Raw genomic sequence first — 26,540 nt, 5'->3', positions numbered from 1 at the left:
CTAGCCGAGATACACCGTTCCGGCCGGATAGCCGATCCGTCGGGGCCGCCGTGTGGCAAGCAGGAAACCGAGGGTGAGAGGACCTACGCGGCCCACGAACATCACCGCCATAATGATATCGCGTCCGGCGCCATCAAAATCGCCAGTGATGCCACGCGACAAGCCGACGGTGCCGAAGGCAGAGGTGGTCTCGAAGGCAAGATCGAGAAAATCGCCTTCATGGCAGAGCAGCAGTGCGAAGAGCGCGCAAAGGATCAGCAGAACGCTGATAATCGAGAGGGCGAGAACTTTCATGACCTGATCGAGACCGAGCTCGCGCCCGAAGACCTGGATACTCGAACGCTGCCGGAAGAAGGCGACCGTGGCGAGCAGCAGGACGATGAAGGTCGTGACTTTTATGCCGCCGCCGGTCGACGTGCTGCCCGCGCCGATGACCATCAGCGTCATGAACATGAGCGAAGTGCCGTCTGTGAGATTGCCGATCTCGACAGTGTTGAAGCCCGCCGTTCTCGTTGTGGCTCCCTGGAACCAACTGGCCCAGAGCCGATCGGACCACGAGAGGCTCCCCAGCGTGCCCGGATTTGTCCATTCCATAATCCCGAATGCCAGTGCGGACCAAATGAGCAACGCTATCGTGCCGACAAGCATCAGCTTGGTGTGCAACGAAAAGCGATGCCAACGTCTTACCTGCCAGATATCGGAGGCGACCGTGAAGCCGAGGCCGCCAAGTATGTAGAGCGCTGGAATGGTAAGATTGATGATCGGGTTTCCAACCCATTTACTCAAACTGTCCGGGAAAAGCGCGAATCCAGCGTTGTTAAAAGCGGAGACCGAGTGGAAGAGCGCTTGCCAGAGACCCTCGCCCCACCCTGCCTCAGGCACGAAAACCGATGCGAGGAGCGCGGCGCCAACGAATTCGCAAATGAAAACGACCTTGACGATCATCCGGGTCAGTGCCAGCAAATCCGTCGCGGACGTCTGATTCAGGTCCTCTCTCAGATAGAGCCGATGGGTGAACCCCACTGGCAGCCCGAACATCGACAGGATCAGCACGGCAAAAGTCATCAGCCCGAGACCGCCGAGCTGGATCAGCAGCATCACCACGGCCTGACCAAACAGAGTGAAGGCGCTTCCAGTATCGACAACCGCCAGACCGGTCACGGTTACGGCGGACGTGGCAGTGAAGGCCGCATCAGACCACGTGATCGGGGTGGTCGTCGCAAAGGGCAGCTTCAGCGCAGCGCAGCCAAACACGATGAGTCCAGCATAAATGAGGATCAGGACAAGAGGTGGTGCGAGATGCGGAGCCTGACGCTTGGAATAAATGCGCGCCATCGGTCATTTACCGTCACGCAAGTCGTCTCCGAAATGCCGCAGATCGGACCGCTTGCCGAGCAGCAGAAGCTTGTCACCTTCACGCAGCGTGAGCTCGTCACTATCGCAAGACAGATACTGGTTCTCGCGCATGGCACCGAGGGCCCTGAGGTTGTATTTCTCGAGAATTGCGGCGCTGCCGACGACTTTGCCATCGAGCTTCGCCGGAACGTTCAGGTCGACCACGTGATAACCGTTCCCGAGGCTCACATAGTCCCGCACCAAGGGATTGTGGAGCATCTGCGCGATGTGCTGACCGACTTCCTGCTCTGGCAGGATGACACGATCCGCGCCCAACTTGGTAAGAATGCGGTGATGCGTACGATTGAGTGCCTTGACCCAGATCGTCTCGACACCGAGCATCTTGACGTTCATCGTGCAAAGCACATTGGCCTCGAGGTCTTCACCAATCGCAACGACAGCGACGTCGTAATTACCGACTCCCGCCTCACGCAACGCCGCCTCGTCCTTGCCATCGGCGATTATGGCCTCTGTCAGGGTTTCTGCGAGCCTCGTAACATTTCGCCCTTCGATGTCGATCCCCAGGACAGGATTGCCGAAGCGGGCGAGTTCGCTCGCCACAGTGCTTCCAAAGGTCCCAAGGCCGATTACGGCGAAGCTACGGGTTTTCAACGGTTCTGCCTTTCGGCTGTTGCGGATAACGGCAGCAAAACGCCATACCACCCCCGAATGCAAGCCTTCGGGCAAGGCCATCTCCCCCTGATGGAAGCCACTTCCGTGAGATAATGGCGAGCCATTGGATGAATGCGATGCTCCAGCAAGGAGGAGATAGCCGTCTCCGAATTCTTGGCGCGGAGAACGACGCCGCCGCCTCAGGAGCGCGCGCGAAATTCCTTTTCGTCAGGCCCGTCCTGCACCCTTTCGCGATGGAAGACATAGATTCCGGATGCCAGGATGATCCCGGTGCCGAGGAACGTGAGCGCGTCGGGAATGTCGCCGAACACCAGAAACCCGAGGACTGTCGCACCAACGATCTCGAGATACTGGAACGGGGCCAGCAGGCTCGCCTCGACGCGAGAGAACGCAAAAGTGATCATCAGGAAGGTCACTGTCGACAGCGCCCCGGCGGCGAGCACCGCATAGCCCGTCCAACCGGGCAAGAGAGGCAGGTCCGGAGCGAGCCCGCTGAGTTGGCGGAGTATCTCGATAAACAGCAGGAGACCCGCGGCGCAGAGCGAGGCGCCCAATTGGAAGCTCAGGGGGGATTGCCCGCCACGCGCCTTGCGCAGGACGATCATGTTGAGCGCATAGCACAGGGCGGCCAGCAGCGGCAGCAACGCGACCGGACCGAACACGGCAAAGTTCGGCCGGATCACGATCAGCGCGCCGACGAGCCCGACCCCAACGGCAGCGAAGCGACGCGGGCCCGGAACCTCCCCAAGGAACGGCCCGGCAAGCAAGGTGAGAAGCAGCGGCTCGACGAAGAAGATCGCGATCGCCGTGGCGATGGGCATGACCTCGAAAGCGGTGATGAGCGAATAGAGCACGGTCACGATCAGCCCGGCCGAGATGAGGGACGCCCCCGAGAGGATCGGACCCGCGAGGTGACGACGCATGACCCACGCAACCGGCAGGAAGAACGCGGCCTGTGCCAATGAGCGCAGCAAGGTGACCTCGAAAGGCGCAATGACCGTGGTGAGCGATTTCGAGATCGCGTCCCCCACCGGCAGGAGCGCCATTGCGAGCGCCATAGACGCCATTCCGATACGCTTGTGCTCGAAGGTGGCGGTGCTGGGAGTTGCGGATAATGCCATGATGCCTCCTCGGCGCCGTCCGAGGTATCGGTAGGCGCGCGCGACAGGTCCGGGCGTTCAGGACAAAAACGGGATCGGGGCGAGACGCCATCTCGCCCTTCGATCGTTGGTATTGCCGGGGCCTTGCCCGGTCAACCTTTTCCGGTGCGCCAACCACGCCGACCCGCAATACGCTAAAGCAAAATCGACGAAAGTTTCCCGGCTTTTTCCACATCACATGTGCCCGTCCATGGGCCGGACTCTCATCAGCATGTTCCAGTTGCTCGTTTCGACACCGTGGGTGTCGGCCCACGGAGGACGTATTTGCTGAGGAAGTCGGTAAGGGGCGAGCGCGCCGCCACAACCGTATCCGCGCCTTCCACGTCAAGGATGCCGAATTCGTGTCCTCGGGGCGCCAAGGCGTCTACGGCGGCTACCAGTCTTGGGTGGACCGCGCGGGGCGGTTCCGGTCGCTTGGCGACGGGCAGGTGGATTTCCGGCGGATCTTCTCGCAGATGGCGGCGCATGACTTCGACGGCTGGGCCGTGCTTGAATGGGAATGCGCGCTCAAGCATCCTGAGGACGGCGCGCGCGAAGGGGCGGAGTTCATCGCCCGCCACATCATCCGCGTGACCGATCACGCATTCGACGATTTCGCAGGGGCGGGCACCGACGAAGGTGCCAATCGGCGTATTCTCGGGCTGGAGGGCAAGACATGAGCGAGACGAACGGACATCGCAAACTGCGCCTCGGCATGGTCGGCGGCGGCGAGGGAGCCTTCATAGGGGGCGTTCACCGCATCGCGGCGCGGCTCGACGACCGGTTCGAGCTGGTCGCGGGGGCGCTTGCTTCCGAGGCCGCGCGCGCGCATCGCTCTGCTGCGGCGCTGGGGCTGGACCCCGCGCGCAGCTACGCGGATTTCGAAGTGATGGCGCGAGAAGAAGCGGCGCGGCCCGACGGGATCGAGGCGGTGTCGATCGTAACCCCCAACCATATGCATGCGCCCGTCGCGACCGCCTTCCTGCGCGCGGGCATCCACGTGATCTGCGACAAGCCCATGACGCGCACGCTCAAGGAAGCGGAGGCATTGGCGGAAGAGGTGCGCGCCTCAAACGCGCTCTTCGTGCTCACACATAACTACACCGGCTACGCGATGGTGCGACAGGCCCGCGCTATGGTGGAAGCCGGACAGCTTGGGCGCATCCGGGTCGTTCAGGTCGAATATCCGCAGGACTGGCTCACCGAACCGGTGGAAACGGATGGCACGAAACAGGCCGTCTGGCGGACAGATCCCGCGCGCGCCGGTGCAGCGGGTTCGCTCGGTGATATCGGCACCCACGCAATGAACCTCGCGAGCTTTGTCTCGGGTCTCGAGCCGCGCGAAGTCTGCGCCGAGCTCACCAGTTTCGTGGCCGGACGCGCGGTCGATGACGACGTGCAGATGTTGATCCGTTATGAGAGCGGGGCGAAGGGCATGCTCTGGGCCAGCCAGGTTTCTCCGGGCAACGAGAATGGGCTGAAACTGCGCGTCTATGGCGAGACGGCGGGGCTTGAATGGCTGCAAACCGCACCCGATAGTCTACGCGTCTCCCCCTTCGGAGAGCCCCCGTATCTGCTGTCCCGGGGCGGGCCGGGGCTCACGCCCGAGGTGGCCGAGACGGCGCGTGTTCCGGCTGGCCATCCGGAAGGGTTCCTCGAGGCTTTCGGCAATATCTATAGCGCCGCAGCTGACGCGATTCTGGCCCACGAGCGCGGCGAACCCAGACCGCTTGGGTTGCTGCCTGGCGTTGCTGATGGCTTGGCGGGAATGCGCTTCATCTCGGCGGCCTTGCGATCATCCCAGGCGGGAGGTGTTTGGACGGCGCTCTGAGGCAAGCCCGGGACAAGGCCATCCGCGTCGTGACGGCTGCGCTCTGCCTCGAGCTTCCCTCTCGCCACGACTGTCATCCGAAAAGAGGAGTCCACAGGTTCGTCGGAAGAGATCATCGAGGCCGTTCCCTCGCATAGAAGCGTTTTGCAGGGCAGCCTTCCTTGGCAACCCTCTCCAAACCAGGAAAGACCGAGAGCCTTACGGCGACGAGCGAAAAACGCCCTGAGAACTTCGGTTTCGCCACTACACCACGAAGCCATAACTTTAGCTTATGTCCATAATTATAATTTACAAATTTTTATTTATCACAACGCCTGCTATCACCATCATCTAAGATGTGAATTCACGTGCCCGGGCTCCATTCGAGTAAACTGCGGCACGTCAGACCTCGACCGGTCTGTTCGATCAACCCCGTGCTCAGCAGGAGGAAGCACAGATGGATGGAAACGAAGTGAACACAGGCGGCAAGTGCCCGGTGATGCATGGCGGAAATACCGAGCTTGGCTCGAACGTGATGAATTGGTGGCCGCAGGCGCTCAACCTCGACATCCTGCACCAGCATGACACCAAGACGGACCCGCTGGGGCGCAGCTTCGACTATGCCGAAGAGGTCGAGAAGCTCGACTATGAGGCGCTGAAAGCCGATCTGCATGCGCTGCTGACCGAAAGCCAGGAGTGGTGGCCGGCTGACTGGGGCCATTACGGCGGGCTGATGATCCGCCTCGCCTGGCACTCGGCGGGCTCCTATCGTCTCGCCGATGGCCGCGGCGGCGCGGGCACCGGCAATATCCGCTTCGCACCGCTCAACTCCTGGCCCGACAATGCGAGCCTCGACAAGGCCCGTCGCCTGCTCTGGCCGCTCAAGAAGAAATACGGCAACCGGCTCAGCTGGGCGGACCTGATCATCCTCGCTGGCACCGTCGCTTATGAAAGCATGGGGCTCAAGACTTTCGGCTTCGGCTTTGGTCGCGAGGACATCTGGCATCCCGAGAAGGACACCTACTGGGGCGCCGAGAAGGAATGGCTCGCGCCGTCGGACGAACGCTACGCCAATGTCGACAAGCCCGACACGATGGAAAACCCGCTCGCCGCCGTGCAAATGGGCCTGATCTACGTGAATCCCGAGGGCGTCAACGGCCAGCCCGACCCGATGAAGACCGCGGCGCAAGTCCGTGAGACCTTCGCGCGCATGGCGATGAATGACGAGGAAACCGCCGCGCTGACGGCGGGCGGCCACACCGTCGGCAAATGCCACGGCAATGGCGACGCGTCGGCCCTCGGCGCGGAGCCGGAAGCGGCCGATGTCGATCAGCAGGGCCTCGGCTGGTTCAACCCGAACCTCAAAGGGCAAGCGAGCAACGCGATCACCGGCGGGCCGGAAGGCGCGTGGACGACGAACCCGCTCGAATTCGACATGGGCTATTTCGAGATGCTCTTCGGTCACGAATGGGAAGTCACCCAGAGCCCCGCTGGCGCGAAACAGTGGAAGCCGGTGGACATCGCCGAAGAAGATATGCCGCGGGACCCGTCGGACCCGACCAAGCGCCGGATGCCGATGATGACCGACGCCGACATGGCGATGAAGGTCGACCCGATCTACAACGAGATCTGCCAGAAATTCATGGCCGACCCGGAGTATTTCAAGGACACCTTCGCCCGCGCCTGGTTCAAGCTGACCCACCGCGACATGGGCCCGAAGGTTCGCTACAAGGGTCCGTGGGTGCCGTCGGAAGATCTGATCTGGCAGGACCCGGTCCCCGCCGGTTCGACCGATTGGGACGTCGAGGCTGTGAAGGCGAAGATCGCGACCTCGGATCTGTCGGTGGCCGAACTGGTCGCGACCGCATGGGACAGCGCACGCACCTATCGCGGCTCGGACATGCGGGGCGGCGCCAATGGCGCGCGCATCCGTCTGGCTCCGCAGAAAGACTGGGAAGGCAACGAGCCTGCGCGTCTGCAGAAGGTGCTCTCGGTGCTCGAACCGATCGCGGCGGAAGCAGGTGCCTCGGTGGCCGACGTGATCGTGCTCGCGGGCAATGTCGGCGTCGAGAAGGCGATCAAGGCGGCTGGTCACGACATCGCGGTGCCCTTCGCACCGGGTCGCGGCGACGCGACCGACGAGATGACCGATGCCGACAGCTTCGACGTGCTCGAACCGCTCGCCGACGGCTTCCGCAACTGGCTCAAGCAGGACTACGTCGTCTCGCCCGAGGAGATGCTTCTGGATCGTGCCCAGCTGATGGGGCTGACCGCGCCTGAAATGACCGTCCTGATCGGCGGCATGCGGGCGATCGGCACCAACCATGGCGGCACCAAGCACGGCGTCTTTACCGACCGCGAGGGCCAGCTGACGACCGACTTCTTCGTCAATCTGACCGATATGGGCTATAGCTGGCATCCGGTGGGCGACGGGTCCTACGAGATCCGCGACCGCAAGACCGGCGCGGTGAAATGGACCGCAAGTCGCGTCGATCTGGTCTTCGGCTCGAACGCGATCCTGCGCGCCTATGCCGAGGTCTACGCTCAGGACGACGCGAGCGAAAAGTTCGTGGAAGACTTCGTAGCCGCCTGGACGAAGGTGATGAACGCCGATCGCTTCGATCTGGCCTGATCGCCTGGCTTGAGAAAATTCGCGCCCCTCGCAGGACTGCCTGCGGGGGGCGTTTTGTTTGGGGGATCAGCGAGACTCCGGTCCCAGCTCAGACCGACGCCCGGGGCGATCCGCCCGGGCAGCGCCCGACCTCCCCCCCGGGAGGGCGCTTCTGCAGCGGCACCGCGCGCTCAACAGTTGGTCGGATGTGGCCCAATAAAGCGCAGACCACCCATCTAGTGCTAGCGCCCACCCGAGGTCGGGCGCCGCCTCATCTCAAATTCGCTCACGTTGCCCGGGCCGCTCACGCGGCTGATCCGGGCGGGGCACTGTTGCGCCTTACAGCGCCGCCGTCGTCACATAGCGCAGGGCGCGGGCCACCTGTTCGGGCGTGCGCGCGACCGCATTGGCCGCAGCATCGACCTCCTTGAGCGCATGGTCATGCTCGGGCGGCTGAAGCACGATGATCGGTTTGCCGAGCGCCGCCGCATAACCCGCATCGAAGGCCGCATTCCACTGCTTGTATTTCTCGCCGAAACAGACGACGAGCACGTCGCAGCGCTCTATCCCGGTGCGGATCCGGATCGCGTTGAGCGACGCGCCCTTGCGGTCATGCCAGAACTTGTCCTCTTCGGCGCCGAAGATCTCGACCCCGCAATCATCCGAAGCGCCGTGATCGGTGACAGGCCCCGACCAGTCGATATCCAACCCCTTGCAGGCCGACTTCACCGCTTCGCGCCAATCGGTATGAATTTCGCCCGCCAGATAGACATTCAGTTTCATCGCATCCTCTTTTCGCTGCCGCGTGGGCCCTGCTTCGAGCCGCTTCGCATTCGGCCGGAATCTTCGGGGATCGGGACCAGCTTGGCAACCTACGCGGTTTTTCGGAATCGCATTGGGGAGGCAGGATATCGGAGTTTTCGGGCTGTTAGACTATCCGGTCCGGCGCGTCTGTTTGGATGCGCCATTTGCATTATTCTCTGCAGATATCTACGCCATCAAATAGACCAGCCGAGATTGGACCGCGGTAATGACAGCTTTGCTTATCCTCGTGATCATTGCCACAGGCTGCATTGGATATATCTTCTGGTTCAAGCGACAGAAGCGCGCCCATCTACTGAATACCGCGCTTCCGGAGCCTCAGCGTGTCATCGTGCAGCAGCAGGTCCCTTTGATCCGGAAACTACCGCCCGACCTGCGAGATCGCCTCGAAGGCAAGATCAGTCTGTTGTTGGACCAAGTCGACTTCATCGGCTGCGATGGCTTGGACGTGACCGATGAAATGCGGCTTTCCATCGCCGCCCAGGCCTGTCTGCTCATCGTGAATTCACCGAGCTGGTATGACCACCTTCGCACTATTCTGATCTATCCCGGAGCCTTCAAGTCCCGGCAGGCTCAGCGCAACGGTTATGTTTTGACGGAACGCGAGACGATCCGAACCGGGGAGAGCTGGGCGCGCGGTCCGGTCGTTCTGTCTTGGACGCACGCCCAGAGGGGGGCCTTCAACGATCACGATGGCCATAACGTCGTATTTCATGAATTTGCCCACCAGCTCGACGATCTTTCGGGACGCACTGATGGAATTCCGGCGCTCGAAAAAGACCAAAGCTTTTCTGGCTGGGTGACGGTATTCGCAGAGGCATACAAGCACCATGTTCAGCAAGTGAGCCATGGGCGCCGGACCGTGATCGACGCTTATGGCGCCGAGGGGCCGGAAGAGTTTTTCGCCGTTCTGGTCGAGGTATTCTTCGAGCGACCGGTGGAGCTCAAACACGCCGAACCCGCGCTCTACGACCAGCTGACGACATACTTTCGTCTTGATCCCACGACCTGGGCCTGATGGCCCGGCGCACATTTATGAAACGCCCCCACCAATCCCGTAGGTTGGAAGGAGCTTGTGGCGAGGGCTTTGGGGTCATGCTGCCGCGAGCGCTTTTTTCGGGTCGAAGAAGGGTCGCTCAACCACGGTGGCGAGGGTCGGACCGGATGGCAGAACCACTTCGACCTTCGTGCCGATCTGCGCGTGGCTCACACCGACCATCGCCAGCGCGATATTGCGCTCCAACCGGGGCGAGTAGATGGCGGACGTCACCTTGCCGATCTCCTCGCCATTCTGGTTGATCTGCCAGAAGGTCGTGTTCGGCCCCGCCAGAGGCTCCGCGTCGATGACAAGGCCCACTTGCATCCGCGTCACACCCTCGTCGCGGATGGCTCGCAACGCTGCCTTGCCGATGAATTCGGCCTCCATATCGAGATTCACAAGTCGGTCGAGACCGAGCTCGTAAGGATTGGTGTTGATGTCAGCATCAGCATGGTAGGAGAGCATGCCTCCCTCGATGCGCCGAATGGACGAGGTGTGACCCGGCTTCAGCCCGAACTTCACGCCCGTCGCCATGATCCGTTCCCAAAGAGCATCCCCCTTGGAACCGTCGCGGAGATAAAGCTCATAGCCCAGCTCGCTAGACCATCCGGTCCGGGAGACCACCAACGGGATTCCATCGAGCTCCAACTCACGCAGCCAGTAGTATTTGAGGCTCAGGATTTCGTCGCCGAAGAGCGCCTGCATGATCTGGCCGGACTTCGGTCCCTGAAGCTGCAGCGGCGACACGTCGGGTTCGCAGATCCGCACGTCGAGGCCGGAATGCACGGCAACGCCCTGCGCCCAGAGCAGGATGTCGCTATCGGCAAGCGAGATCCAGAAGTGGTTTTCGGCCAGCCGCAGCAAGATCGGGTCGTTAAGGATACCGCCCTGTGCATTGGTAATCAGGATGTACTTGCACTGTCCGACAGCCATCTTGGACAGGTCGCGCGGCGTGAGCATCTGAACGAAGCGCGCCGCATCGGGACCCGTGATCTCGACCTGCCGCTCGACGGCCACGTCGCACAGGATGGCATCGTTGACCAGATTCCAGAAGTTCTGCTCGGGGTCGCCGAAGTCGCGCGGGATATACATATGATTGTAGACGGAAAACCCCTTCGCGCCCCACCGGACGGTGGCGTCGAAATAGGGGGATTTGCGGATCTGGGTGCCGAAGCCGAACTCGTCTGCCTTCATCGTTTTGCGCCTTTGCTGAAGCCCGATCTGTCGATCCGGGACGCGGTGGTAGATGACTCGGATTTAAGCGACGAAATCGGCGCGCAGCGGTCCAAATGACGGGCGTTTTCAGGACCGTTCGGACTGAAATCGCAGCCCATTTCAGGCCGTTCGGTCGGCCGGAACCGGCCCCGCCATTTTTGCTATGTTCGGGCGGGACGCTTTGACCACGCGAGTGGCGATGTAGGTCATGTAACGATCGACGCCGAGTTCGGCATCCATCATGTCCTGCATCAGCACCTGGAATGCCGTGAGGCTCCTGCAAACAGCTTTCATCACGTAGTCCATTCCGCCGCCCGTCGCGATGCATTCGGTAATCTCGTCGTGGCGATACAACCACGCTTCGAACCTTTCGAAATCGGCCTTGCGATGATGGGTCAGGGAGACCGTGACGACCACTTGCGTAAAGTCGACGACCCGCTCAAGCGCGATATCGGCGTGATAGCCCCTGATATACCCCGCCGCCTTCAGCCGATCGAGCCGTGCCCAGCAAGGCGTCGCCGAGATATTCACGATTTCGGACAGGCGTGTCTTGCTCAACTGCCCATGGCGCTGAACGGCACTCAGGATACGGATATCGGTGGCGTCGAGGCCCAGCTTCTTCACCGTGTCGTCACTTTCCTTCTCGGGGGTCGAAAGGGAAATTCGGCATCCGTCTCCCTCGGCAAAGAATTTCTAGAAGATCTTGGCCAATTGTCAGTCCAGTTTGCGACCCGAACTTTACCAAGGACGACGTCTTTCGGGTCGGTTGATGTCCTGTAGCAGGCCCCGAGGAGCTGCGCCGCAGTGGTTGGTGCCTTTGTAAAGTTCTGGTATGGCCGTTCGGGCATTCCTCACGCCGCCATGAAAACCTATGATCGCATCCAGTTGGACGCGTTTCCCCACCAATATGCATGAAGGTTTTTCGATGGCCATCAAACCGATGTTGCACCCACGCAATCAACACCGGGAGGGGTATGACTTCGAACGGCTGATCGTGCGGTCACCTGAACTGGAGGCCTTCACGACAAGAAATCCCCGCGGCCGGATGACGATCGATTTTTCGGACGTGGACGCGGTCCGCACGCTCAACCAGGCGCTCTTGCTCACGCATTACGATATTGAGTTCTGGGAGATCCCCGCCACTTACCTCTGCCCCCCGATCCCCGGGCGGGTCGACTACATCCATTACCTGGCGGATCTTCTTGCCGAGAGTAATGGCCGAAAGATCCCGCACGGACCCGACATCAAGGCTCTGGACATAGGGACAGGTGCTAGCCTCGTATATCCGCTGATCGGTCAGCATGAATATGGCTGGGATTTCACCGGAGTCGACATCGATCCTGTCTCAATCAAATCGGCGCGCCAGATCTGCAAGCGAAACGGCCTGAGCATAAGGCTCAGGCGCCAGCACAATCCGGAAGATATCTTCAAAGGGGTCATCGAGCCCGATGACATCTTCCACGTCACCCTGTGCAATCCGCCGTTTCACGCGTCACTTGAACAGGCAGACAAGGGCAGCCGGCGGAAGTGGCGGAACCTTGGCAAAGGGCACTCGAAAAAACTCAATTTCGGTGGCCAGAACGCAGATCTTTGGTGCCCCGGTGGCGAGATCGGCTTCATCGCCAGAATGATCGAGCAGAGCCTCGATTTCGCCGATCAATGTCTATGGTTTACCTCCCTGGTCTCCAAGAAAGACAACCTGCGGCCACTCTCCAGACTGCTGAGGAATGCGAAGGTTGCCGAATTCAAGGTCGTCGAAATGGGACAGGGGCAGAAGACAAGCCGGTTTGTTGCCTGGACCTATTACCCTGAATCGCAGAGAACCCTGTAAGTGGACCGGGTTCGTCAATAGGGATTGTCTGTATCTTCCGGTCTTCCGTGCGCTCGCCGAGCACTGTGAGAGGCCGCGGCATGTCCGCCTTCTTGATAATGGCTCCCGATCGCGGCACGGGCTGCGCCTCGCACTGACTTGTGATTGACGCAGACAATTGCCGTCAGACCAACGACCTGTTTGAGGTCACCTAACGGAAATGAGGCGCGACGAGCTGTTCGCCAGTTTAATTGGACCAAGCATCTTAAATTGACCAAGCATCCGCGCCCTGCGAAAAAGCCCGCCCTCGCAGCTCATCGGAAAAACGGAAGCGGAATAGGCGGGGCTTGGACACGCTTTCGCGAGATTTCTTTCCCGTCCTCGTCGCCGCTACACCTTCCTCTAACGCGCCTAGCCGCAGGACAGGCTCCGTGCCGAGCGCCTTGGAGAGTCGCTTCGATAACGCGCAGCTCGGCGATCCGACCTCGTTTAGCAGTGGAAAGAAGACATGTTTTCAGGACTGATGGCAGCCATAGCGGGCTTCATAACCCATGCAATCAGCTCCATGGGCTATGCCGGGATTGCTGCTTTGATGGCGATTGAATCCGCCTGCATCCCACTCCCATCTGAAGTGATCATGCCCTTCTCGGGCTATCTCGCGTCCACCGGTCAGTTCTCGCTGCTCCTTGTCGCCACCGTCGGTGCGATCGGCTGCAATATCGGCTCGACGATCGCCTATCTCGCCGGTGCCTATGGCGGTCGCAAGGCCGTGGAACGCTGGGGGCGATACATCTTGCTCAGCCCCTCGGATCTGGACCGGGCCGATCGATGGTTCTCCCGTTTCGGCAGCGCTGCAGTCTTTATCTCGAGGCTCTTGCCGCTGGTGCGAACCTTCATCTCCCTCCCGGCCGGCATCGCACGAATGCCGTTCTGGAAGTTCCAGATCTACACCTTCATGGGCTCGTGGCCCTGGTGCCTCGTCCTTGCCTATGTCGGCCTCAAGCTCGGCGAAGAGTGGGACAAAAGCCCGGCCCTGCGCAACACGATGCACGCCCTTAACGGTGTGGTGCTGGTTGCGATCCTGGTAGGCCTCGGCTTCTACGTCCGGCGCTTCTTGAAAAGTCGGAAGGCCTAACTGCGGGCGAAAGCCGGGCAGCCACGAAGGCTCGACCACCAAAGACATCGACGGTGTTCTCTGTTGTGACGCCTGCCGAAAGAAAAGCGCCGCTCAAGACATGGGTCGAGCTTTTGTCGCTCAGACCATTTTGGGGCTCAGATAAGGTTCGCAGGGACTTGTTCGGGCCGGCACCCTCGAATTTCATAGGCCGCGCTGCACTTCTGCAAACACTTCGGCCAGCACCGACACGGCCAGCAGCCTTAGGTCGCGCGCGGATTGGATCACCCCGATCGGCCCGCGAACCCGCGCGCGGGACGCCGCCTCGACACCACGGGCCTGCAAGCCTTTCTGTCGGCGATTTTGCGTGCGCATGCTTCCCTGCGCTCCGATATAGAACGCGGGGGTTGCGAGCGCTTCATGAAGTATATCCAGTTCCCAATCGTGATCGTGAAACAGAAGGATCACGGCGGTGTGGGCGTCGATGACAACATCTGGAGGGATCGCGCTTCGGTCCAATTTTCGCACCGTGCAACCAGCGCCTTCAGCATTGGCAAACGTGTCGTCTTCGGGCGTCAAAAGAAGATGCGGCGCGCCGGTGGCGCGCACCAGATCGGCGAAGAAGACCGCCTCGGCGCCAGCCCCAAAAATGACGAAGCGAGGCTCCGGGAGGAAGGCGATACGCAGATCAACCGTCTCGTCGGGAGACTCGTCCTCGGGCGTGAAACGCAAGCCACCCGACGCGCTCAACCCTAAGACCGTCTCCTCGCGCCGCGTGCGCCGGTTTGCCAACTCGGTCAACAAGGCGCGGTCCGGCGCGGGGATCACCGTGACCTCGAGCGCGCCTCCGCAGGGCAGTTTCAGATCGAAAAAGGGCGAGCCCGCGCCATAGCGCAGCTTGCGCACCTTCCCGTCGGCCAGCGCCGCGAGCGCATGATCGACCACATCTTCTTCGATACAGCCGGAGCTGAGCGCCCCGAAGCGCCGACCGTCCGGCAAGATCGCCATCGCGGTGCCGAGATTGCGATAGGCCGGGCCTTCGATGCCGGAGATAACCGCGATCGCTCCCGGCACATCGGATCGCGCCAGTTCGAACCAGGGATCTTGCGCGGCGGGATGGGGCACGCCAGGTTCCTCAGTCGTTCGACCCGGCCAGCGCGCGATGCGCGACCTCAACAAAGAACTGCACGCCGAGCGGCAGGATCGCATCGTTGAAATCGTAATGCGGGCTGTGAAGGTTGCGCCCGCCTTCGGCCGATCCGTTGCCGATCCAGCCATAGGCGCCGGGCACCTTCTCCAGAAGGAACGCGAAATCCTCGCTCGCCATGCTGGGTGCGTAATCGACCTGCACCGCATCGCGGCCCACGATGGCCTCGGCCGCGCGGCGCGCCGTTTCGGCGGCCCCCGCGTCGTTGATCGTGGCAGGGTAGCGGCGCTGATAGGTCAACTCGGCCTTGGCGTGAAACGCCTCGGCGATCATCTCGGCGCGGCGCGTCATCTCGACCTGAACGAAATCGCGCGTCGCGGGGCGCAGGGTGCGCACGGTGCCGCGCAGGATCACTTCGTCGGGGATCACATTGAGCGTGTGGCCAGCATGGATTTGCGTCACGGAAATCACCGTCGCATCGGTCGGATCCACCGCGCGGCTCACAATCGTCTGCCACGCCAACTGCAACTGCGCGGCCAGCGTGATCGGGTCGATCCCCTCATGCGGCATCGCGCCATGCGACCCCTTGCCCATCACCTTCAGTTCGAACGTGTCGAACGCGGCCATGACGGGGCCCGCGCGCATCGCGATCTTGCCTGCCTCCAGCCCCGGCCAGTTATGCAGCGCAAAGGTGCTGTCGAGCGGGAACTGATCGAGCAACCCATCCTCGATCATCACCCGCGCACCGCCTTCGTTTTCCTCGGCGGGCTGGAAGATGAACACCACTGTGCCTGGCCCCGGCGGATTGGCCGCCATCGCCTGCGCCGCCCCGAGCAGCATCGTGGTGTGACCGTCATGGCCACAGGCATGCATCTTGCCGGGGATCTCGGAGGCATAGTCCGCCCCGGTCAGTTCGGAGATCGGCAGCGCGTCGATATCGGCGCGCAGGCCGACCGTCGGCCCTTCGCCATGACGCAGAACGCCGATCACTCCGGTCCCGGCGAGCCCCTCGTGGACCTCGAGCCCGAACCTGCGCAACTCAGCTGCGATGAAGGCAGCGGTCTCGTGTTCTTCGAAGGCCAGTTCGGGGCGGCGATGCAGCGCGTGCCGCCATTCGACCAACTGGTCTTCCATCGCCTTGATCGCCGGGGTGATGTTCATCGCGCGTCCTTTCAACCAAAGAGCCAGCAGATCCCAAGCCCGAGGCCAAGACCGACCAGAAGCCAAGCCACGCGGTCGATCAGCGGAATATGCCCCACCGCCGCAGTCGCCACCGCACCCGTCGGGGCGGCGCCTGCGCTATCCGAACTTATATCCTCCGCCTCGCCGGTCACGACCCGCGAGAAGGCATTGAAGAAATCCTCGGCATTCTTGCGCGCGACGCCCTGGATCAATCGCCCGCCGACCGCGGCCAGTTTGCCGCCAACCTCGACATCGGCGACATAGGACAAGCGCGTGCCCTCGCCTTCGGGCGCGAGCTTGATTTCCGCGCCGCCCTTGGCGAAGCCCGCAGGGCCACCCTGCCCGCGCCCGGTGATCCGGTATGAGACGGGCGGGACAAGATCGCTCAGCTCCACCTTGCCGCGAAAGCTGGCCGAAACCGGGCCCACCCGCGCCACGACCGTAGCGGTGAATTCGGCCTCACCCGTCTGCTCCATCGCCTCGCAGCCCGGGATCGCGCGGCGCAGCACCTCGGGATCGTTGAGCCCACGCCAGACGGTTTCGGGATCGGCCGGGATCAGGTGATCGCCTTCGAACCGCATCACCCGGCCTCCGCATGGATCGCGTTATAGGCGCGGTAGAGCGCCTGCGTGCCCTCTTCGCCGAAACCGTCATCCACCAGTTTGCCATACAGGCTGCGCGCCAGAGACAGGCCCGGCAGATCGAGGCCCAGTCTTTCGGCTTCGCTCAGCGCGATCGACATGTCCTTGACGAAATGATGGACGAAGAAGCCGGGCGCGAAATCCTCATCGACCATCTTCGGTCCGAGCCCGTTGAGCAGGAAGCTCGACGCGGCCCCGGTTCCGATGACCTTGAGAACCTGCATCGGTTCCAGACCGGCGGCGCGCGCATAGCTGATGCTTTCCGCGACCGCGAGCATGGTCGAGGCGATGGCGATCTGGTTGGCCATCTTGGTGTGCTGGCCAGCCCCCGCCTTGCCCATCAGCGCGATATTTCCGCCCATCAACTCCAGCACCGGCAGAACCCGCTCGAACGCCCGCTGGTCGCCGCCCAGCATGATCGCGAGCTTGCCCGCTTTCGCGCCGACATCGCCGCCGGACACCGGGGCGTCGAGCGCGGAGATATTGCGTGCAAGAGCCGCCTGCGCGATCTTCGCAGCCAGAGCCGGGCTCGAGGTGGTCATATCGATCAGCACCGAGCCCGGGCGCGCCTTGGCGATGATCCCACCCTCACCGAGATAGACCTGTTCGACATCGGCGGGGTAGCCCACGATGGTGATCGTGATGTCGCTGGCCTCGGCCACGGCGCCGGGGCTGTCGCACCATGTCGCCCCCTTCGCGACGAGGGCATCGCCCTTGGCGCGGGTGCGGTTGTAGATGTTGAGCGGATGCCCCGCGGCGAGGATATGCCCCGCCATGTGCTGGCCCATGATTCCGAGTCCGATGAAGCCGACGCTGAGTTTCTCTTCTGTCACGGCTGGGTCCTTTTCGTTGAGCTGGGCGCGGCCTCCCGCAGGAGCGCGCGAATGGATTGGGGGGTCAGCGGAAGACGCTCGATCGTCACGCCGCGCGGTGCGAGCGCGTCGCTCACGGCATTGGCGATCACGCCGATCGCACCCATCACGCCGCCTTCGGCCATGCCCTTGATCCCGGCGGGCGTGCGGCGGTTCGGCGTATGGTGGTGCAGGATTTCGAACTCCGGCAGTTCGTTCGGGGAGGCCACGAGGTAATCGGCGAGCGTCGCGGAAAGGTTCTGCCCCGTGCCGTCATAAACGACCTGTTCCAGCAGCGCGCCGCTCAGCCCCATCGCGATCGCCCCTTGCTGCTGGCCGCGCACGACGATCGGGTTGAGGACGGTGCCGGCGTCCTCCGCGACGAGATAGCGGTCGATCGAAATCGCCCCGGTCTGCGGATCGACCTCGACCTCGCAGGCATGGGTCGAATTGGAATAGGTCATCGCGGGCGGGTCGTAGCTATGCGAGAAGTCGAGCCCCGGCGCGATCCCCTCGGGCAGCGCCAGCGGGTCGAGATAGGCGCGTCGCGCGACATCCGGCAACGCAAGCCCCGTCTCCTGCCAGTCGTCGCCAATCATCCGTTCGATCTGGCCCGCCCGCATGCGCAGCCCGCCAGCATCGTTGAGATCGAGCATCGAAGCCGCAATCGCGAGCACCCGCTCGCGCGCCTTGAGAGCACAGAGATAGAGCGTTCCGCCCCCGGCCGTCGCGCCGCGTCCACCGCGGCTGCCCATGCCATAGGGCGCGATATCGGTATTGCCCATATGGACCGTGACATCTTCCGAGCGCACGCCGAGCCCTTCGGCAACCGCCTGCGAAAGCGGGCTCTCGTAACCCTGCCCCGTGCCCATCAGCCCGACGGAGGCGTTGACCGCCCCGCTCGGCTCGATACGCACCCAGGCCGATTCATGCCCCGATCCGGGGATGCCGGCGGCTTTGTAGAATTCCGATCCGTAAGTCGTGCTTTCGATTACCGTGCAAAGCCCGAGCCCGAGAAACCGCCCCTCGGCGAGCGCCTTCTCTTGCCGTTCGCGGAACGCGGCGACATCGATCGCTTCCACGGCGATCTCGAGCGTTTCCCGCGGGCTGACATCCTCGAGGATTTCGCCCGTGGGCATCTTGTAGGGCAAATCCTCCGGGCCGAGCGCGTTGATGCGGCGCAGCTCGACCGGGTCGAGGTCCAGCTCGCGGGCGATGGCATCGATCGTGCCCTCCATCACCCAGCTTGTGATCGCCATCGGCGCGCGCATCGGGCCAGCACCGCATTTGTTCGTCAGTGCGACGCGGACCTCATAGGCATAGTCCTGAATCCGGTAAGGCCCGGTCATGATAAGCGCGATGACGCGGGCCATGTAATTGGCCGGGTAGAAGCAGTAGCCGCCGAAATCCTCGTCGATCTCGAGCTCGAGACCGAGGATCCGTCCGGTTTCGCTGACCGAAGCGCGGGTGCGGCACTCGTATTCCCGCGCATGCGCGGCGGCCATCAGGTTCTCCATCCGGTCCTCGCGCCACCGAACCGGGCGTCGCAGGTGACGAGACAGAGCCGCGACCGTGAGTTCCTCGCGATAGAGCGCGATCTTCTGACCGAACGCGCCGCCCACATCGGGGCTAATGACCGTGACCTGGCTTTCCGACAGGCCCAGCCGCGCAGCAAGCTGGCTGCGCAACGGGTGCGGGACCTGATTGCCGATATGCATGTTCAGATGCGCGCGCCCTTCATCCCAATCGGCGACGCAGCCGCGCGTCTCCAGCGGAACATGGGTGTGGCGATGAAGCGCGAAACGGGCCTCGACCACGCGATGCGCCTCAGCCCGGCGCGCGGCGGGATCGCCGACATTCAGGCTTTGATGCGAGACCAGATTGCTCGAAAGGCTGTCATCGACCAGCGCCGCATCGGGGGCGAGAGCTTCCGCGATCGAGGTTACGGCCGGAAGCTGTTCATAGTCGACAGTAACGCACTCGGCCGCATCCTCGGCGAGGTAGCGATCCGTCGCGACCACGCAGACCACCGGATCGCCGTGGAAACGGACCTTGTCGATCGGCAGCGTCGTCATTTCGGTTGGCTGCAACCCTTCGATCGGCGGCGCGAGACGCAGCCGCGTCGTCATCGGATCGAGATCACGCCCGGTGAAGACACCTACGACCCCGGGCATCTCGGAGGCTTCTGCGCTGTCGATCCCCAGAATGCGCGCATGAGCGTGGGGCGAGCGCACGAAGCTCACATGCAGCGCGCCGGGAAAGGCGAGATCGTCGAGATAGCGCCCGCGGCCCGTGACAAGGCGCCGATCCTCCTTGCGCGGCAGGGCGCGACCGATCTCTGTGAAATCACCGCTCATGCCGCCTCTCCACGCATCCTGGCCGCAGCCTTCAGCACGGCGGCGACGATATTTTGATAGCCCGTGCAGCGGCACAGATTGCCAGACAGGACGTCGCGCACCTCCTCTGCGGTCGGATCCGGGTTCTCGCGCAGATAATGCTCGAAGGTCACCACGATGCCGGGCGTGCAGAAACCGCATTGCAGCCCGTGCTCCTCGTGCAGCGCCTGCTGAAGCGCCGAGAGGGCATCAGGCCGCCCCATGGCCTCGACCGTCGTGACCTCGTGGCCCTCCATCTGGGCGGCGAAAGTCAGGCAGGCACGGGCCGGGCGCCCGTCGATCAGGATCGTGCAGGCACCGCAGACGCCGTGCTCGCAGCCGACATGGGTGCCGGTCAGAGCAAGATCCTCGCGCAGCACATCCGACAGGAGCTTGCGCGCAGGCACCCGAACTTCGTGGGTCTCGCCATTCACGCTCAGCGAAAGCGTCAGAGGGTCATGTGTCGGAGCGGTCATGCACCCTTCTCCCGGTTCAACGCGGACTGGAACGCGCGAATGACGAGCGTTTCGGCAAGCTCCCGGCGATAGACCGCGGGCACCTGCTCGCTGTCTTCGGGCGCAATCGCCGCGGCACTCGCGGCTGCGAGGTCGCGGATGGTGTTCTCGTCGGCAGGCCTACCCTGAGCGCGCGCCTCGATCTCGGGCAGGCGCAGCGGAACGGTATCGACGCCCCCGAGCCCGAGCCGCAAAGCAATGATCTTCCCCTCTGCGTCGCGCGCAAAACTGAGCGCGACGCTGACCAACGCGAAATCGCCGTGACGTCGGGAAAAGGCCTCGAAGGCCCACAGATCGCCGACGGGCAGCGGAAAGCGCAGCGCGGTGATCAGTTCGCCATCGCGCAGATCGACCGTCATGATCGATTGCAGGAAATCGGAAGCGGGAACTTCGCGCGCGCCTGTGGTTCCCGAAATCACCAGCGTCGCCCCCAGCGTCACCGCGATCAAAGGCAACTGGGCGGCGGGGTCCGCATGGGCGAGGCTGCCGCCGATCGTGCCGCGCTGGCGGATCGCATAATGCCCGATCGAGGCGGCAGCGGCACCGAGAAGCGGCAGGCTCCGCTGCACTTCCGGCGCATTGGCAAGCCGGTGATGGCGCGTCAGCGCACCGATCTCCAGCATGTTCTCCTTCACCCGGACGCGGTCCAGCTCGATCAGATCGTTGAGATCGACGAGATGGCTCGGACGCGCCAGTCGCATGTTCAGCATCGGCCCGAGGCTTTGTCCTCCGGCAATCGGTTTCGCTGCGGGTCCATGCGCGCGCAATAGTGCCAACGCCTCAGCGAGGTTCGCGGGCCGATGGTAGGTGAAAGGGGCCGGTTTCATCGCTTCAAACTGCGTTCCAGACCAGCGACTGACCGGTTTCGCGATCGAAGACATGCAGGCGGTTGAGATCCACTGCGAGGGTGATGTCCTCGCCGAACGCATGGCGCAGATCCTTGCCGACGCGGAAGAACAGCTCCTCGCCGCCGAAATCCATACCCAGATACTGATCCGAGCCAACCGGAAGCACCGAAGTCACTGTGCCGCTGAGGGCATTGTATCCCGGCTCGGCGGTGCCTTCCGCGACATCCTCGGCCCGGATACCCAGCCGCACCGCGCGGCCCTCCTGCCCTTTCAGGCGCGCCGCCTGATCGGCCGGCAACACAAGACGCAGCCCATCCCGGACGAAGGCCATCTCGCCATCCGGACCGGCCTCGAGCACGCCGTCGAAGTAGTTGATAGGCGGGCTGCCGAGGAACGACGCCACGAAAGTGTTCGCCGGGCGCTCGTAAATGTCGTCAGGCGTGCCGATCTGCTGCACGACCCCGTCATTCATCACCACGATACGATCCGCGAGCGTGAGCGCCTCGGCCTGATCGTGGGTCACGTAGACGAAGGTCGTCTCCATCGCGCGGTGAAGTTCCTTGATCTCCGCCCGCATCGAGATGCGCAGCGCCGCATCGAGGTTCGAGAGCGGTTCATCCATCAGGAAGACCGACGGATCACGGACCATCGCGCGGCCCAGCGCCACACGCTGGCGCTGGCCGCCCGAAAGCTGCGACGGACGCCGGTCGAGCAGGTGCGAAATCTCGAGCTTCTTCGCCGCATCGCGAACGCGCTCGTCGATCTCTTCCTTGGACGCGTTGCGCATCTTCAGCCCGAAGCCGATATTGTCGTAGACGGTCTTGTGCGGATAGAGCGCGTAGCTCTGGAACACCATCGCGACGTCGCGCTTGTGCGGGGGCACGTAGTTCACGACCTGCTCGTCGAAGATCAGATCGCCGTCCGAGACCTCCTCGAGCCCTGCAATCATGTTGAGGGTCGTGGATTTGCCGCAGCCCGACGGGCCGAGCAGGACGATGAACTCGCGATCCTCGATATCGAGGTTGAGATCGCGCACGGCATGGAAGCCGTTGGCGTATTTCTTGTTGACGTTGGTGAAGCGGATCCGGGCCAAGACTTTGTCCTTTCTAACCTTTGACAGCCCCGGCGGTCAGACCGGAAACGATGTAGCGTTCGAAGACGATGGCGACGATCACCGGCGGCACGACCGCCAGGACGCCCGCGGCGTTGAGGAAGGAGAAGCTCACTGTGAAATCTGAGGTGAACGAGGCCAGCAGGATCGGCAGCGTTTGCGACGCAGAGGTCTGCGTGAACATCAGCGCGAGCAGGAACTCGTTCCAGCTGGTGAGGAAGGTAAAGAGCACCACGGCGACGAGCGAGGGCATCGAAAGCGGCAGGAACACCTTGATCAGCGCCTGGAACCGCGAACAGCCATCGACCCGCGCGGCTTTGTCCAACTCGTCTGGAAGGCCCTCGAAATACTGGATGAGGATGAAGACCGTGAAGGGCACCGTGATCGCGAGATAGGTGATCACCAGCGATCCAAGCGTATCGAGCATCCCGAGCTTCCGGATCACCAGAAAGAACGGCACGACCAGCGCGATATCAGGGATCACCCGCGTGATCAGGATGAAGTAGACCGACGCGTTGCGCCCCCAGAACCGGATCTTCGCGATGGCATAGGCGGCGGGAACACCAACGAGCAGGTTCAGGATCACCACCAAGGTCGCGACGATCAGGCTGTTGGCCATCGACGGCAAAAGGTTCTCGGCGGTCGAGGGGATGAAATCGCCCGCGGCCGGATCGGTGCCGGAGCGCGTGTCGTAGGTGACGGGCTCATCGTTTCCGGCGGTGAAGATCGCCTCGAAATTGCGCAAGGTGGGTTCTTCGGGAATCCAGTGCGGCGGTATCGAGACGATCTCCGTCTCGGTCTGGAAGGCCGAAGAGACAAGCCAGGACACGGGCGCGAGCACGTAGGCCGCCACGACGATCGCGGAGGCAAAGATCACCAGGCGCTGGACGATGCGCCCGATTTTCTGGCGGCGGCGGTAGTCGATCGTGTCGACAGGCGGGGTGATAGGCATATCGCTCATGTCAGATCTTGCGCCCCAGCGTTCGTATGAAGAGGTAGGAGAGTGCGAAAGTCGCGATTGCGAGGAGGTAGGACATCGCAGCACCGCTCCCGAAGGACAGGTTGCGGAAGGTCTCGACATAGATGTGCCAGGAGAGCACATGCGATGCGCTGCCGGGCCCGCCCTCGGTCAGGATGAAGAACAGGTCGAAATGGCGGATGGCCATCATCGTCTCGTAGATCATCACCAGCATGAAGCCGGGCTTCATCGCAGGCAGGGTGACATGCACGAAGCGCTGCCAGACCGTCGCCCCGTCGACGCGCGCTGCCGCATAGAGATCGGACGGGATCGACTTGAGCGAGACCAGCAGAAGGATCGTCGCCAGCGGCACTTCCTTCCACACGAACGCATTGGCGATCAGGAACAGCGTTTTGTCCTGATCCCCCAGCCAGACCATGTATTTGTCGATGAAATCGAGCTGGTAGAGCAGGCCGTTCAGCGCGCCATAGCTGGAATCGTAGATCCATTTCCACATCAGCGCATTCGCGACATAGGGGATCGCCCAGGGCACCAGCAGGATCGTGGAGAGGATACGGCGACCGCGGAATTCCTGGTTCAGCAGCAGCGAGACAAGCAGGGCGATGAAGGCAATCGCGGTGACCGAAACGAGCGAGAAACTCACCGTGCGCCAGACCGCGCCCCAGAAAGCTTCGTCGCCCAAGAGATCGGTATAGTTCTTCAGCCCGACGAAGGGGGTCCGGTTCGGACGCGTCAGCTTCATGCTGAAGAAGCTGATGTAAAGCGAATAGGCGATCGGGAAGACCGCGACCGCGCCCAGCACGGCCATAACCGGAGCAAGAAACAGCATCGCGCTGCGCTCCTCGTATCCCACCCGCCATCTCGGGCGTGTCGCCCGTGTCATTGCATTCGCCACGTCATGCTCTCCCGTTGCCCTGCCCGCTCGTCGGCGGGCCTTTCAAAAAGGCCCGCCACGCTTGTTCAGTAGCTGTCTTTCAGCTCGTTCCAGAGATCGGCGGATTTCTGGACCGCGCCGGCGGCGTCGACATTGCCGAGGATCGCCGATTGCCAGGCCGAACCATTGGTGTCGTTCCACTCGCCGAACCACGGGGTGACCGTGTCCTTCTTGCGTGCGAGCGCCTGCTGAGCCTGGATCATGTCGACATCGCCGTAGGAGTCGTAGGCCGCGCGGATCTCGGGATCCTCGAACAGCGGCTTGACGCCGAACCCGGCCCCGATATCGAGGAACAGGAGCTTCTGGAACGTGTAGGCGCCGTCCGCCTTGCCGCCGAACCATTCGATCAGCTTCGCGGCATTCTCGGCGCGGGCCTTGTCCTGCGCAGCTTGCGCCGACATGCCGTGGAAACGCATCCAACCGACCGTCGCGTGAGAGCCGTTGGCGCCCTGCGGCATCATCGCCTGCTTCACGTGGCCGGCGATCTGCGACTGTTCAGGGTCGTTGAGCATCCGCAGACGGTATTTCGCAACCATCGCGAAAGCATGGTTGCCCGCTGCGAAGGCTTTCAGACCGGCCAACTCGCCGGTCTCGACACAGGCGGGCGAGACGATCTTGTGCTTGTTGACCGCATCGACGACCCAGCTCAGCGCCTCGACGGCCCCTTCTTTCGGGTCTTGCATCACGGCCATACCGTTGTCGTCGACCAGACGCCCGCCATGCGAATAGACCAGCGTCGAGATGAACTCGATCAGCCAGCTTTCCTGCGCCATTGCCAGCATCATCGGGTAGTCGGCAATGCCCTTCTCTTTCATCACGAGCGACTGCTCGACCAGTTCATCCCAGCTCGACGGCGGAGCGTCGAACCCAGCTTCCTTGAGCTTCGCCTCGTCATAGAGAAACGCCATGTAATCGGTGTAATAGGTCAGGCCATATTGGCGACCGCCGTAGGTCATCGAGTCGGTGCAGAAGTCCTCGGCCTCGGCATTGTATTTCATCAGGCTGTCGAACTCGTCGACCGGGGCGATCCAGCCGGCTTCGGCCCATTCGGGGAGCCAGGAATCCGAGACCCACATGGCGTCGAGAGGAGCGCCGCCGACGAATTTCGCGACCATGCCCTCGCGGTATTGGGCCCAGGGCGAATTGCCGTAATTGACGGGAATCCCGGTTTCCTTGGTGAAGGCGCTGAGGTGGCTCTGCACGGTGTCAACCGCGGCCGACCACGTATGCATCGTCAGCGCGGCCGTTTCGGCTTTTGCCGGACGAACCAGACCCGGCGCCATGAGCGCGCCGGCGCCAGCTGCCGAGTAACGGAGGAAATCCCGGCGCCCGAGACGGCGCGTCTTATCCTTGAGCATCATTCGATTCCTTATGCGTGGCCGCCTCAGCCGAGCCCGATCAAGGCCCGATCCACAGCAAGCCGTCCCTGTTGGTCTTGTTTGTGAGGAATGACGCTATTGGCGATTTATTTATTCGTCAACTGACGACAAACGAAAAGTTGAAGATTTCCTTTCCGCAACGGAAATCGCACAAGTTTTCAGCACCTGCGGAGCCCTCCGCAGACGAAAATGCGGCAAAAATGGAGCTGATTGCAGCGCTCAGCGGCCGCTGCACACCTCGACCATGTCCTCGAATCCCGCGAGGAACACACGAACATGCATCGAAACCACCTGATCTTCGGTGAGTGACAGGCTGCTTTGATAGATATGACGCCGAATCGCATAGTGAGAGATCGCGCCGTGCAGCGTCCACGCCATTTCGCGGAGCAATGCGGGATCTTCCGGCAGTTCCACGCCGCGCTCATGGGCCACCTCACGCATCACCGTCTCCAGCAACTGCATGACGATCGCTGCGATGTAGTCAGGCGCCATATTCGCCTCAGCCAGGGAGGCATAAAGGAACAATCGCAACCACTTGCGCGTCAATGTGGACTGAAGATAGTCGCGATAGAACGCATCGAGGCGCTTGGAAACGGGCTGCGATCGATCCTGAAGCTCCACGAACCAGACGGCCTTGAAGGCGCCAAGAATCTCTCGGTTATAGACCTCTTTGAGCAGGTCTTCCTTGGTCGGAAAGAAGCGATAGAGAAGGCGCTGGGAGATACCGCATTTCTCCGCCAGCTGACGCGTTTGCCCCGCCAGCCCATTCTCGGCGAAGAATTCAGTAGCGACGTCCAGAATCTGAGCACGGCGCTCGTTGAACGGCATCCGCACAGTCCCCTGCGGCGAACCGGGCTTGCTTCCGGCGCCGTTCGTTTTGGACGAACCTTCAGTCATTTTCGGCTTGGTCTGCACGTTTTCCCCTTGGCACCCCTTGTTGTTCATTCTGGCGCCGGACGCAATGACTTGAGCCTTTTACATTAGCCCATT

23 protein-coding genes and 1 pseudogene are annotated in these 26,540 nt (G+C 62.4%); 6 read left to right on the top strand and 18 right to left on the bottom strand.

What is annotated here, in order from left to right; translation table 11 throughout:
* From B6V72_RS06370 to B6V72_RS06360, 3 genes are all read right to left on the bottom strand, one after another.
* Positions 1 to 1,335: a TrkH family potassium uptake protein gene (locus tag B6V72_RS06370; protein WP_088735136.1), complete on the bottom strand. Its 1,335-nt coding sequence runs from the start codon at positions 1,333 to 1,335 to the stop codon at positions 1 to 3.
* Positions 1,336 to 1,338: 3 nt separating this feature from the next.
* Positions 1,339 to 2,088: a TrkA family potassium uptake protein gene (locus tag B6V72_RS06365; RefSeq protein WP_088719253.1), complete on the bottom strand. Its 750-nt coding sequence runs from the start codon at positions 2,086 to 2,088 to the stop codon at positions 1,339 to 1,341.
* Positions 2,089 to 2,207: 119 nt separating this feature from the next.
* Positions 2,208 to 3,149, bottom strand: a complete 942-nt coding sequence (locus B6V72_RS06360) for a DMT family transporter (protein WP_233243006.1) — start codon at positions 3,147 to 3,149, stop codon at positions 2,208 to 2,210.
* 290 nt (positions 3,150 to 3,439) lie between these two features.
* Here B6V72_RS06360 and B6V72_RS19360 point away from each other — a divergent pair.
* From B6V72_RS19360 to katG, 3 genes and pseudogenes are all read left to right on the top strand, one after another.
* Positions 3,440 to 3,847: pseudogene (locus B6V72_RS19360) on the top strand (TIM barrel protein); the annotation flags it as partial.
* A complete protein-coding gene (locus B6V72_RS06350; RefSeq protein WP_088735135.1) occupies positions 3,844 to 4,998 on the top strand; it encodes a Gfo/Idh/MocA family oxidoreductase in 1,155 nt (384 codons plus the stop codon). The pseudogene B6V72_RS19360 and the gene B6V72_RS06350, both read left to right, overlap by 4 nt.
* Before the next feature lie 436 nt (positions 4,999 to 5,434).
* The gene (gene katG, locus B6V72_RS06345; RefSeq protein ID WP_088735134.1) at positions 5,435 to 7,609 is read left to right on the top strand and encodes a catalase/peroxidase HPI; all 2,175 of its coding nucleotides are present in this window, start codon (positions 5,435 to 5,437) and stop codon (positions 7,607 to 7,609) included.
* 318 nt (positions 7,610 to 7,927) lie between these two features.
* On the opposite strand, the gene B6V72_RS06340 is transcribed toward katG, so the two are convergent.
* Positions 7,928 to 8,371 carry a YtoQ family protein gene (locus tag B6V72_RS06340; RefSeq protein WP_088724539.1) on the bottom strand — a complete coding sequence of 148 codons (444 nt, stop codon included), beginning with the start codon at positions 8,369 to 8,371 and terminating at the stop codon, positions 7,928 to 7,930.
* A 247-nt stretch (positions 8,372 to 8,618) separates the two neighbouring features.
* On the opposite strand from B6V72_RS06340, the gene B6V72_RS06335 reads away from it, so the two are divergent.
* Positions 8,619 to 9,428, top strand: coding sequence for a M90 family metallopeptidase (locus tag B6V72_RS06335; RefSeq protein ID WP_088735133.1), 810 nt, complete (start codon positions 8,619 to 8,621; stop codon positions 9,426 to 9,428).
* Positions 9,429 to 9,503: 75 nt separating this feature from the next.
* Here B6V72_RS06335 and B6V72_RS06330 read toward each other — a convergent pair whose 3' ends face one another.
* Positions 9,504 to 10,643, bottom strand: a complete 1,140-nt coding sequence (locus tag B6V72_RS06330) for a glycine cleavage T C-terminal barrel domain-containing protein (protein WP_088735132.1) — start codon at positions 10,641 to 10,643, stop codon at positions 9,504 to 9,506.
* Between the two features lie 141 nt (positions 10,644 to 10,784).
* Positions 10,785 to 11,288, bottom strand: a complete 504-nt coding sequence (locus B6V72_RS06325; protein WP_088735131.1) for an Lrp/AsnC family transcriptional regulator — start codon at positions 11,286 to 11,288, stop codon at positions 10,785 to 10,787.
* Between the two features lie 301 nt (positions 11,289 to 11,589).
* Here B6V72_RS06325 and rlmF point away from each other — a divergent pair, with 301 nt between their 5' ends.
* Positions 11,590 to 12,495: a 23S rRNA (adenine(1618)-N(6))-methyltransferase RlmF gene (rlmF, locus tag B6V72_RS06320; protein WP_088735352.1), complete on the top strand. Its 906-nt coding sequence runs from the start codon at positions 11,590 to 11,592 to the stop codon at positions 12,493 to 12,495.
* Between the two features lie 487 nt (positions 12,496 to 12,982).
* Complete coding sequence (locus B6V72_RS06315; RefSeq protein WP_075777142.1) at positions 12,983 to 13,609, top strand: DedA family protein; 627 nt, start codon at positions 12,983 to 12,985, stop codon at positions 13,607 to 13,609.
* A gap of 183 nt (positions 13,610 to 13,792) precedes the next feature.
* Here B6V72_RS06315 and B6V72_RS18955 read toward each other — a convergent pair whose 3' ends face one another.
* From B6V72_RS18955 to B6V72_RS06250, 12 genes are all read right to left on the bottom strand, one after another.
* Positions 13,793 to 14,797: an XdhC family protein gene (locus B6V72_RS18955; RefSeq protein ID WP_276206168.1), complete on the bottom strand. Its 1,005-nt coding sequence runs from the start codon at positions 14,795 to 14,797 to the stop codon at positions 13,793 to 13,795.
* A complete protein-coding gene (locus B6V72_RS06300) occupies positions 14,724 to 15,896 on the bottom strand; it encodes a M20 aminoacylase family protein (RefSeq protein WP_088735129.1) in 1,173 nt (390 codons plus the stop codon). Before B6V72_RS06300 ends, B6V72_RS18955 begins: the two co-directional genes overlap by 74 nt.
* Before the next feature lie 11 nt (positions 15,897 to 15,907).
* The gene (locus B6V72_RS06295; RefSeq protein WP_088735128.1) at positions 15,908 to 16,498 is read right to left on the bottom strand and encodes a carbon monoxide dehydrogenase subunit G; all 591 of its coding nucleotides are present in this window, start codon (positions 16,496 to 16,498) and stop codon (positions 15,908 to 15,910) included.
* Positions 16,498 to 17,391 (bottom strand): NAD(P)-dependent oxidoreductase, encoded by an 894-nt coding sequence (locus B6V72_RS06290; protein WP_088727166.1) that lies wholly within the window; start codon positions 17,389 to 17,391, stop codon positions 16,498 to 16,500. The genes B6V72_RS06295 and B6V72_RS06290 overlap by 1 nt, the downstream gene beginning before the upstream one ends.
* Entirely contained in the window at positions 17,388 to 19,766 is a 2,379-nt protein-coding gene (locus tag B6V72_RS06285; RefSeq protein ID WP_088735127.1) for a xanthine dehydrogenase family protein molybdopterin-binding subunit, read from the bottom strand. The genes B6V72_RS06290 and B6V72_RS06285 overlap by 4 nt, the downstream gene beginning before the upstream one ends.
* Positions 19,763 to 20,260, bottom strand: coding sequence for a (2Fe-2S)-binding protein (locus B6V72_RS06280; protein ID WP_088735126.1), 498 nt, complete (start codon positions 20,258 to 20,260; stop codon positions 19,763 to 19,765). The genes B6V72_RS06285 and B6V72_RS06280 overlap by 4 nt, the downstream gene beginning before the upstream one ends.
* Positions 20,257 to 21,126: an FAD binding domain-containing protein gene (locus tag B6V72_RS06275; protein ID WP_088735125.1), complete on the bottom strand. Its 870-nt coding sequence runs from the start codon at positions 21,124 to 21,126 to the stop codon at positions 20,257 to 20,259. Before B6V72_RS06275 ends, B6V72_RS06280 begins: the two co-directional genes overlap by 4 nt.
* A 4-nt stretch (positions 21,127 to 21,130) precedes the next feature.
* Complete coding sequence (gene ugpC, locus B6V72_RS06270; RefSeq protein ID WP_088735124.1) at positions 21,131 to 22,240, bottom strand: sn-glycerol-3-phosphate ABC transporter ATP-binding protein UgpC; 1,110 nt, start codon at positions 22,238 to 22,240, stop codon at positions 21,131 to 21,133.
* 13 nt (positions 22,241 to 22,253) lie between these two features.
* Positions 22,254 to 23,219: a carbohydrate ABC transporter permease gene (locus B6V72_RS06265; protein WP_206184188.1), complete on the bottom strand. Its 966-nt coding sequence runs from the start codon at positions 23,217 to 23,219 to the stop codon at positions 22,254 to 22,256.
* Between the two features lies 1 nt (position 23,220).
* Complete coding sequence (locus B6V72_RS06260; protein ID WP_206185773.1) at positions 23,221 to 24,066, bottom strand: sugar ABC transporter permease; 846 nt, start codon at positions 24,064 to 24,066, stop codon at positions 23,221 to 23,223.
* 131 nt (positions 24,067 to 24,197) lie between these two features.
* Complete coding sequence (locus B6V72_RS06255) at positions 24,198 to 25,532, bottom strand: extracellular solute-binding protein (RefSeq protein WP_206184190.1); 1,335 nt, start codon at positions 25,530 to 25,532, stop codon at positions 24,198 to 24,200.
* Between the two features lie 237 nt (positions 25,533 to 25,769).
* On the bottom strand, positions 25,770 to 26,495 hold the full coding sequence (locus B6V72_RS06250) for a TetR/AcrR family transcriptional regulator (protein ID WP_075777133.1): 726 nt from the start codon (positions 26,493 to 26,495) through the stop codon (positions 25,770 to 25,772).
* Positions 26,496 to 26,540 lie beyond the last annotated feature (45 nt).

Source organism: Thioclava sp. F34-6 (assembly GCF_002213235.1).
GTDB classification, from domain to species: domain Bacteria; phylum Pseudomonadota; class Alphaproteobacteria; order Rhodobacterales; family Rhodobacteraceae; genus Thioclava; species Thioclava nitratireducens.
This window is presented reverse-complemented; position numbering and strand designations above follow the sequence as displayed.

What these genes read in the sequence shown, in the direction of transcription:
- B6V72_RS06285 (WP_088735127.1), bottom strand. Translation starts at nt 19,766, where the DNA reads ATGAGCGGTGATTTCACAGAGATCGGTCGCGCCCTGCCGCGCAAGGAG.
- B6V72_RS06340 (WP_088724539.1), bottom strand. Translation starts at nt 8,371, where the DNA reads ATGAAACTGAATGTCTATCTGGCGGGCGAAATTCATACCGATTGGCGC.
- B6V72_RS06300 (WP_088735129.1), bottom strand. Translation starts at nt 15,896, where the DNA reads ATGAACATCACCCCGGCGATCAAGGCGATGGAAGACCAGTTGGTCGAA.
- B6V72_RS06330 (WP_088735132.1), bottom strand. Translation starts at nt 10,643, where the DNA reads ATGAAGGCAGACGAGTTCGGCTTCGGCACCCAGATCCGCAAATCCCCC.
- B6V72_RS06250 (WP_075777133.1), bottom strand. Translation starts at nt 26,495, where the DNA reads ATGAACAACAAGGGGTGCCAAGGGGAAAACGTGCAGACCAAGCCGAAA.
- B6V72_RS06335 (WP_088735133.1), top strand. Translation starts at nt 8,619, where the DNA reads ATGACAGCTTTGCTTATCCTCGTGATCATTGCCACAGGCTGCATTGGA.
- B6V72_RS18955 (WP_276206168.1), bottom strand. Translation starts at nt 14,797, where the DNA reads ATGCGATCCTGCCGCTCGGCGTGCAGTTCTTTGTTGAGGTCGCGCATC.
- B6V72_RS06255 (WP_206184190.1), bottom strand. Translation starts at nt 25,532, where the DNA reads ATGATGCTCAAGGATAAGACGCGCCGTCTCGGGCGCCGGGATTTCCTC.
- B6V72_RS06265 (WP_206184188.1), bottom strand. Translation starts at nt 23,219, where the DNA reads ATGAGCGATATGCCTATCACCCCGCCTGTCGACACGATCGACTACCGC.
- B6V72_RS06315 (WP_075777142.1), top strand. Translation starts at nt 12,983, where the DNA reads ATGTTTTCAGGACTGATGGCAGCCATAGCGGGCTTCATAACCCATGCA.
- B6V72_RS06260 (WP_206185773.1), bottom strand. Translation starts at nt 24,066, where the DNA reads ATGCTGTTTCTTGCTCCGGTTATGGCCGTGCTGGGCGCGGTCGCGGTC.
- B6V72_RS06275 (WP_088735125.1), bottom strand. Translation starts at nt 21,126, where the DNA reads ATGAAACCGGCCCCTTTCACCTACCATCGGCCCGCGAACCTCGCTGAG.
- B6V72_RS06280 (WP_088735126.1), bottom strand. Translation starts at nt 20,260, where the DNA reads ATGACCGCTCCGACACATGACCCTCTGACGCTTTCGCTGAGCGTGAAT.
- B6V72_RS06365 (WP_088719253.1), bottom strand. Translation starts at nt 2,088, where the DNA reads ATGGCCTTGCCCGAAGGCTTGCATTCGGGGGTGGTATGGCGTTTTGCT.
- katG (WP_088735134.1), top strand. Translation starts at nt 5,435, where the DNA reads ATGGATGGAAACGAAGTGAACACAGGCGGCAAGTGCCCGGTGATGCAT.
- B6V72_RS06360 (WP_233243006.1), bottom strand. Translation starts at nt 3,149, where the DNA reads ATGGCATTATCCGCAACTCCCAGCACCGCCACCTTCGAGCACAAGCGT.
- rlmF (WP_088735352.1), top strand. Translation starts at nt 11,590, where the DNA reads ATGGCCATCAAACCGATGTTGCACCCACGCAATCAACACCGGGAGGGG.
- B6V72_RS06370 (WP_088735136.1), bottom strand. Translation starts at nt 1,335, where the DNA reads ATGGCGCGCATTTATTCCAAGCGTCAGGCTCCGCATCTCGCACCACCT.
- B6V72_RS06295 (WP_088735128.1), bottom strand. Translation starts at nt 16,498, where the DNA reads ATGCGGTTCGAAGGCGATCACCTGATCCCGGCCGATCCCGAAACCGTC.
- B6V72_RS06350 (WP_088735135.1), top strand. Translation starts at nt 3,844, where the DNA reads ATGAGCGAGACGAACGGACATCGCAAACTGCGCCTCGGCATGGTCGGC.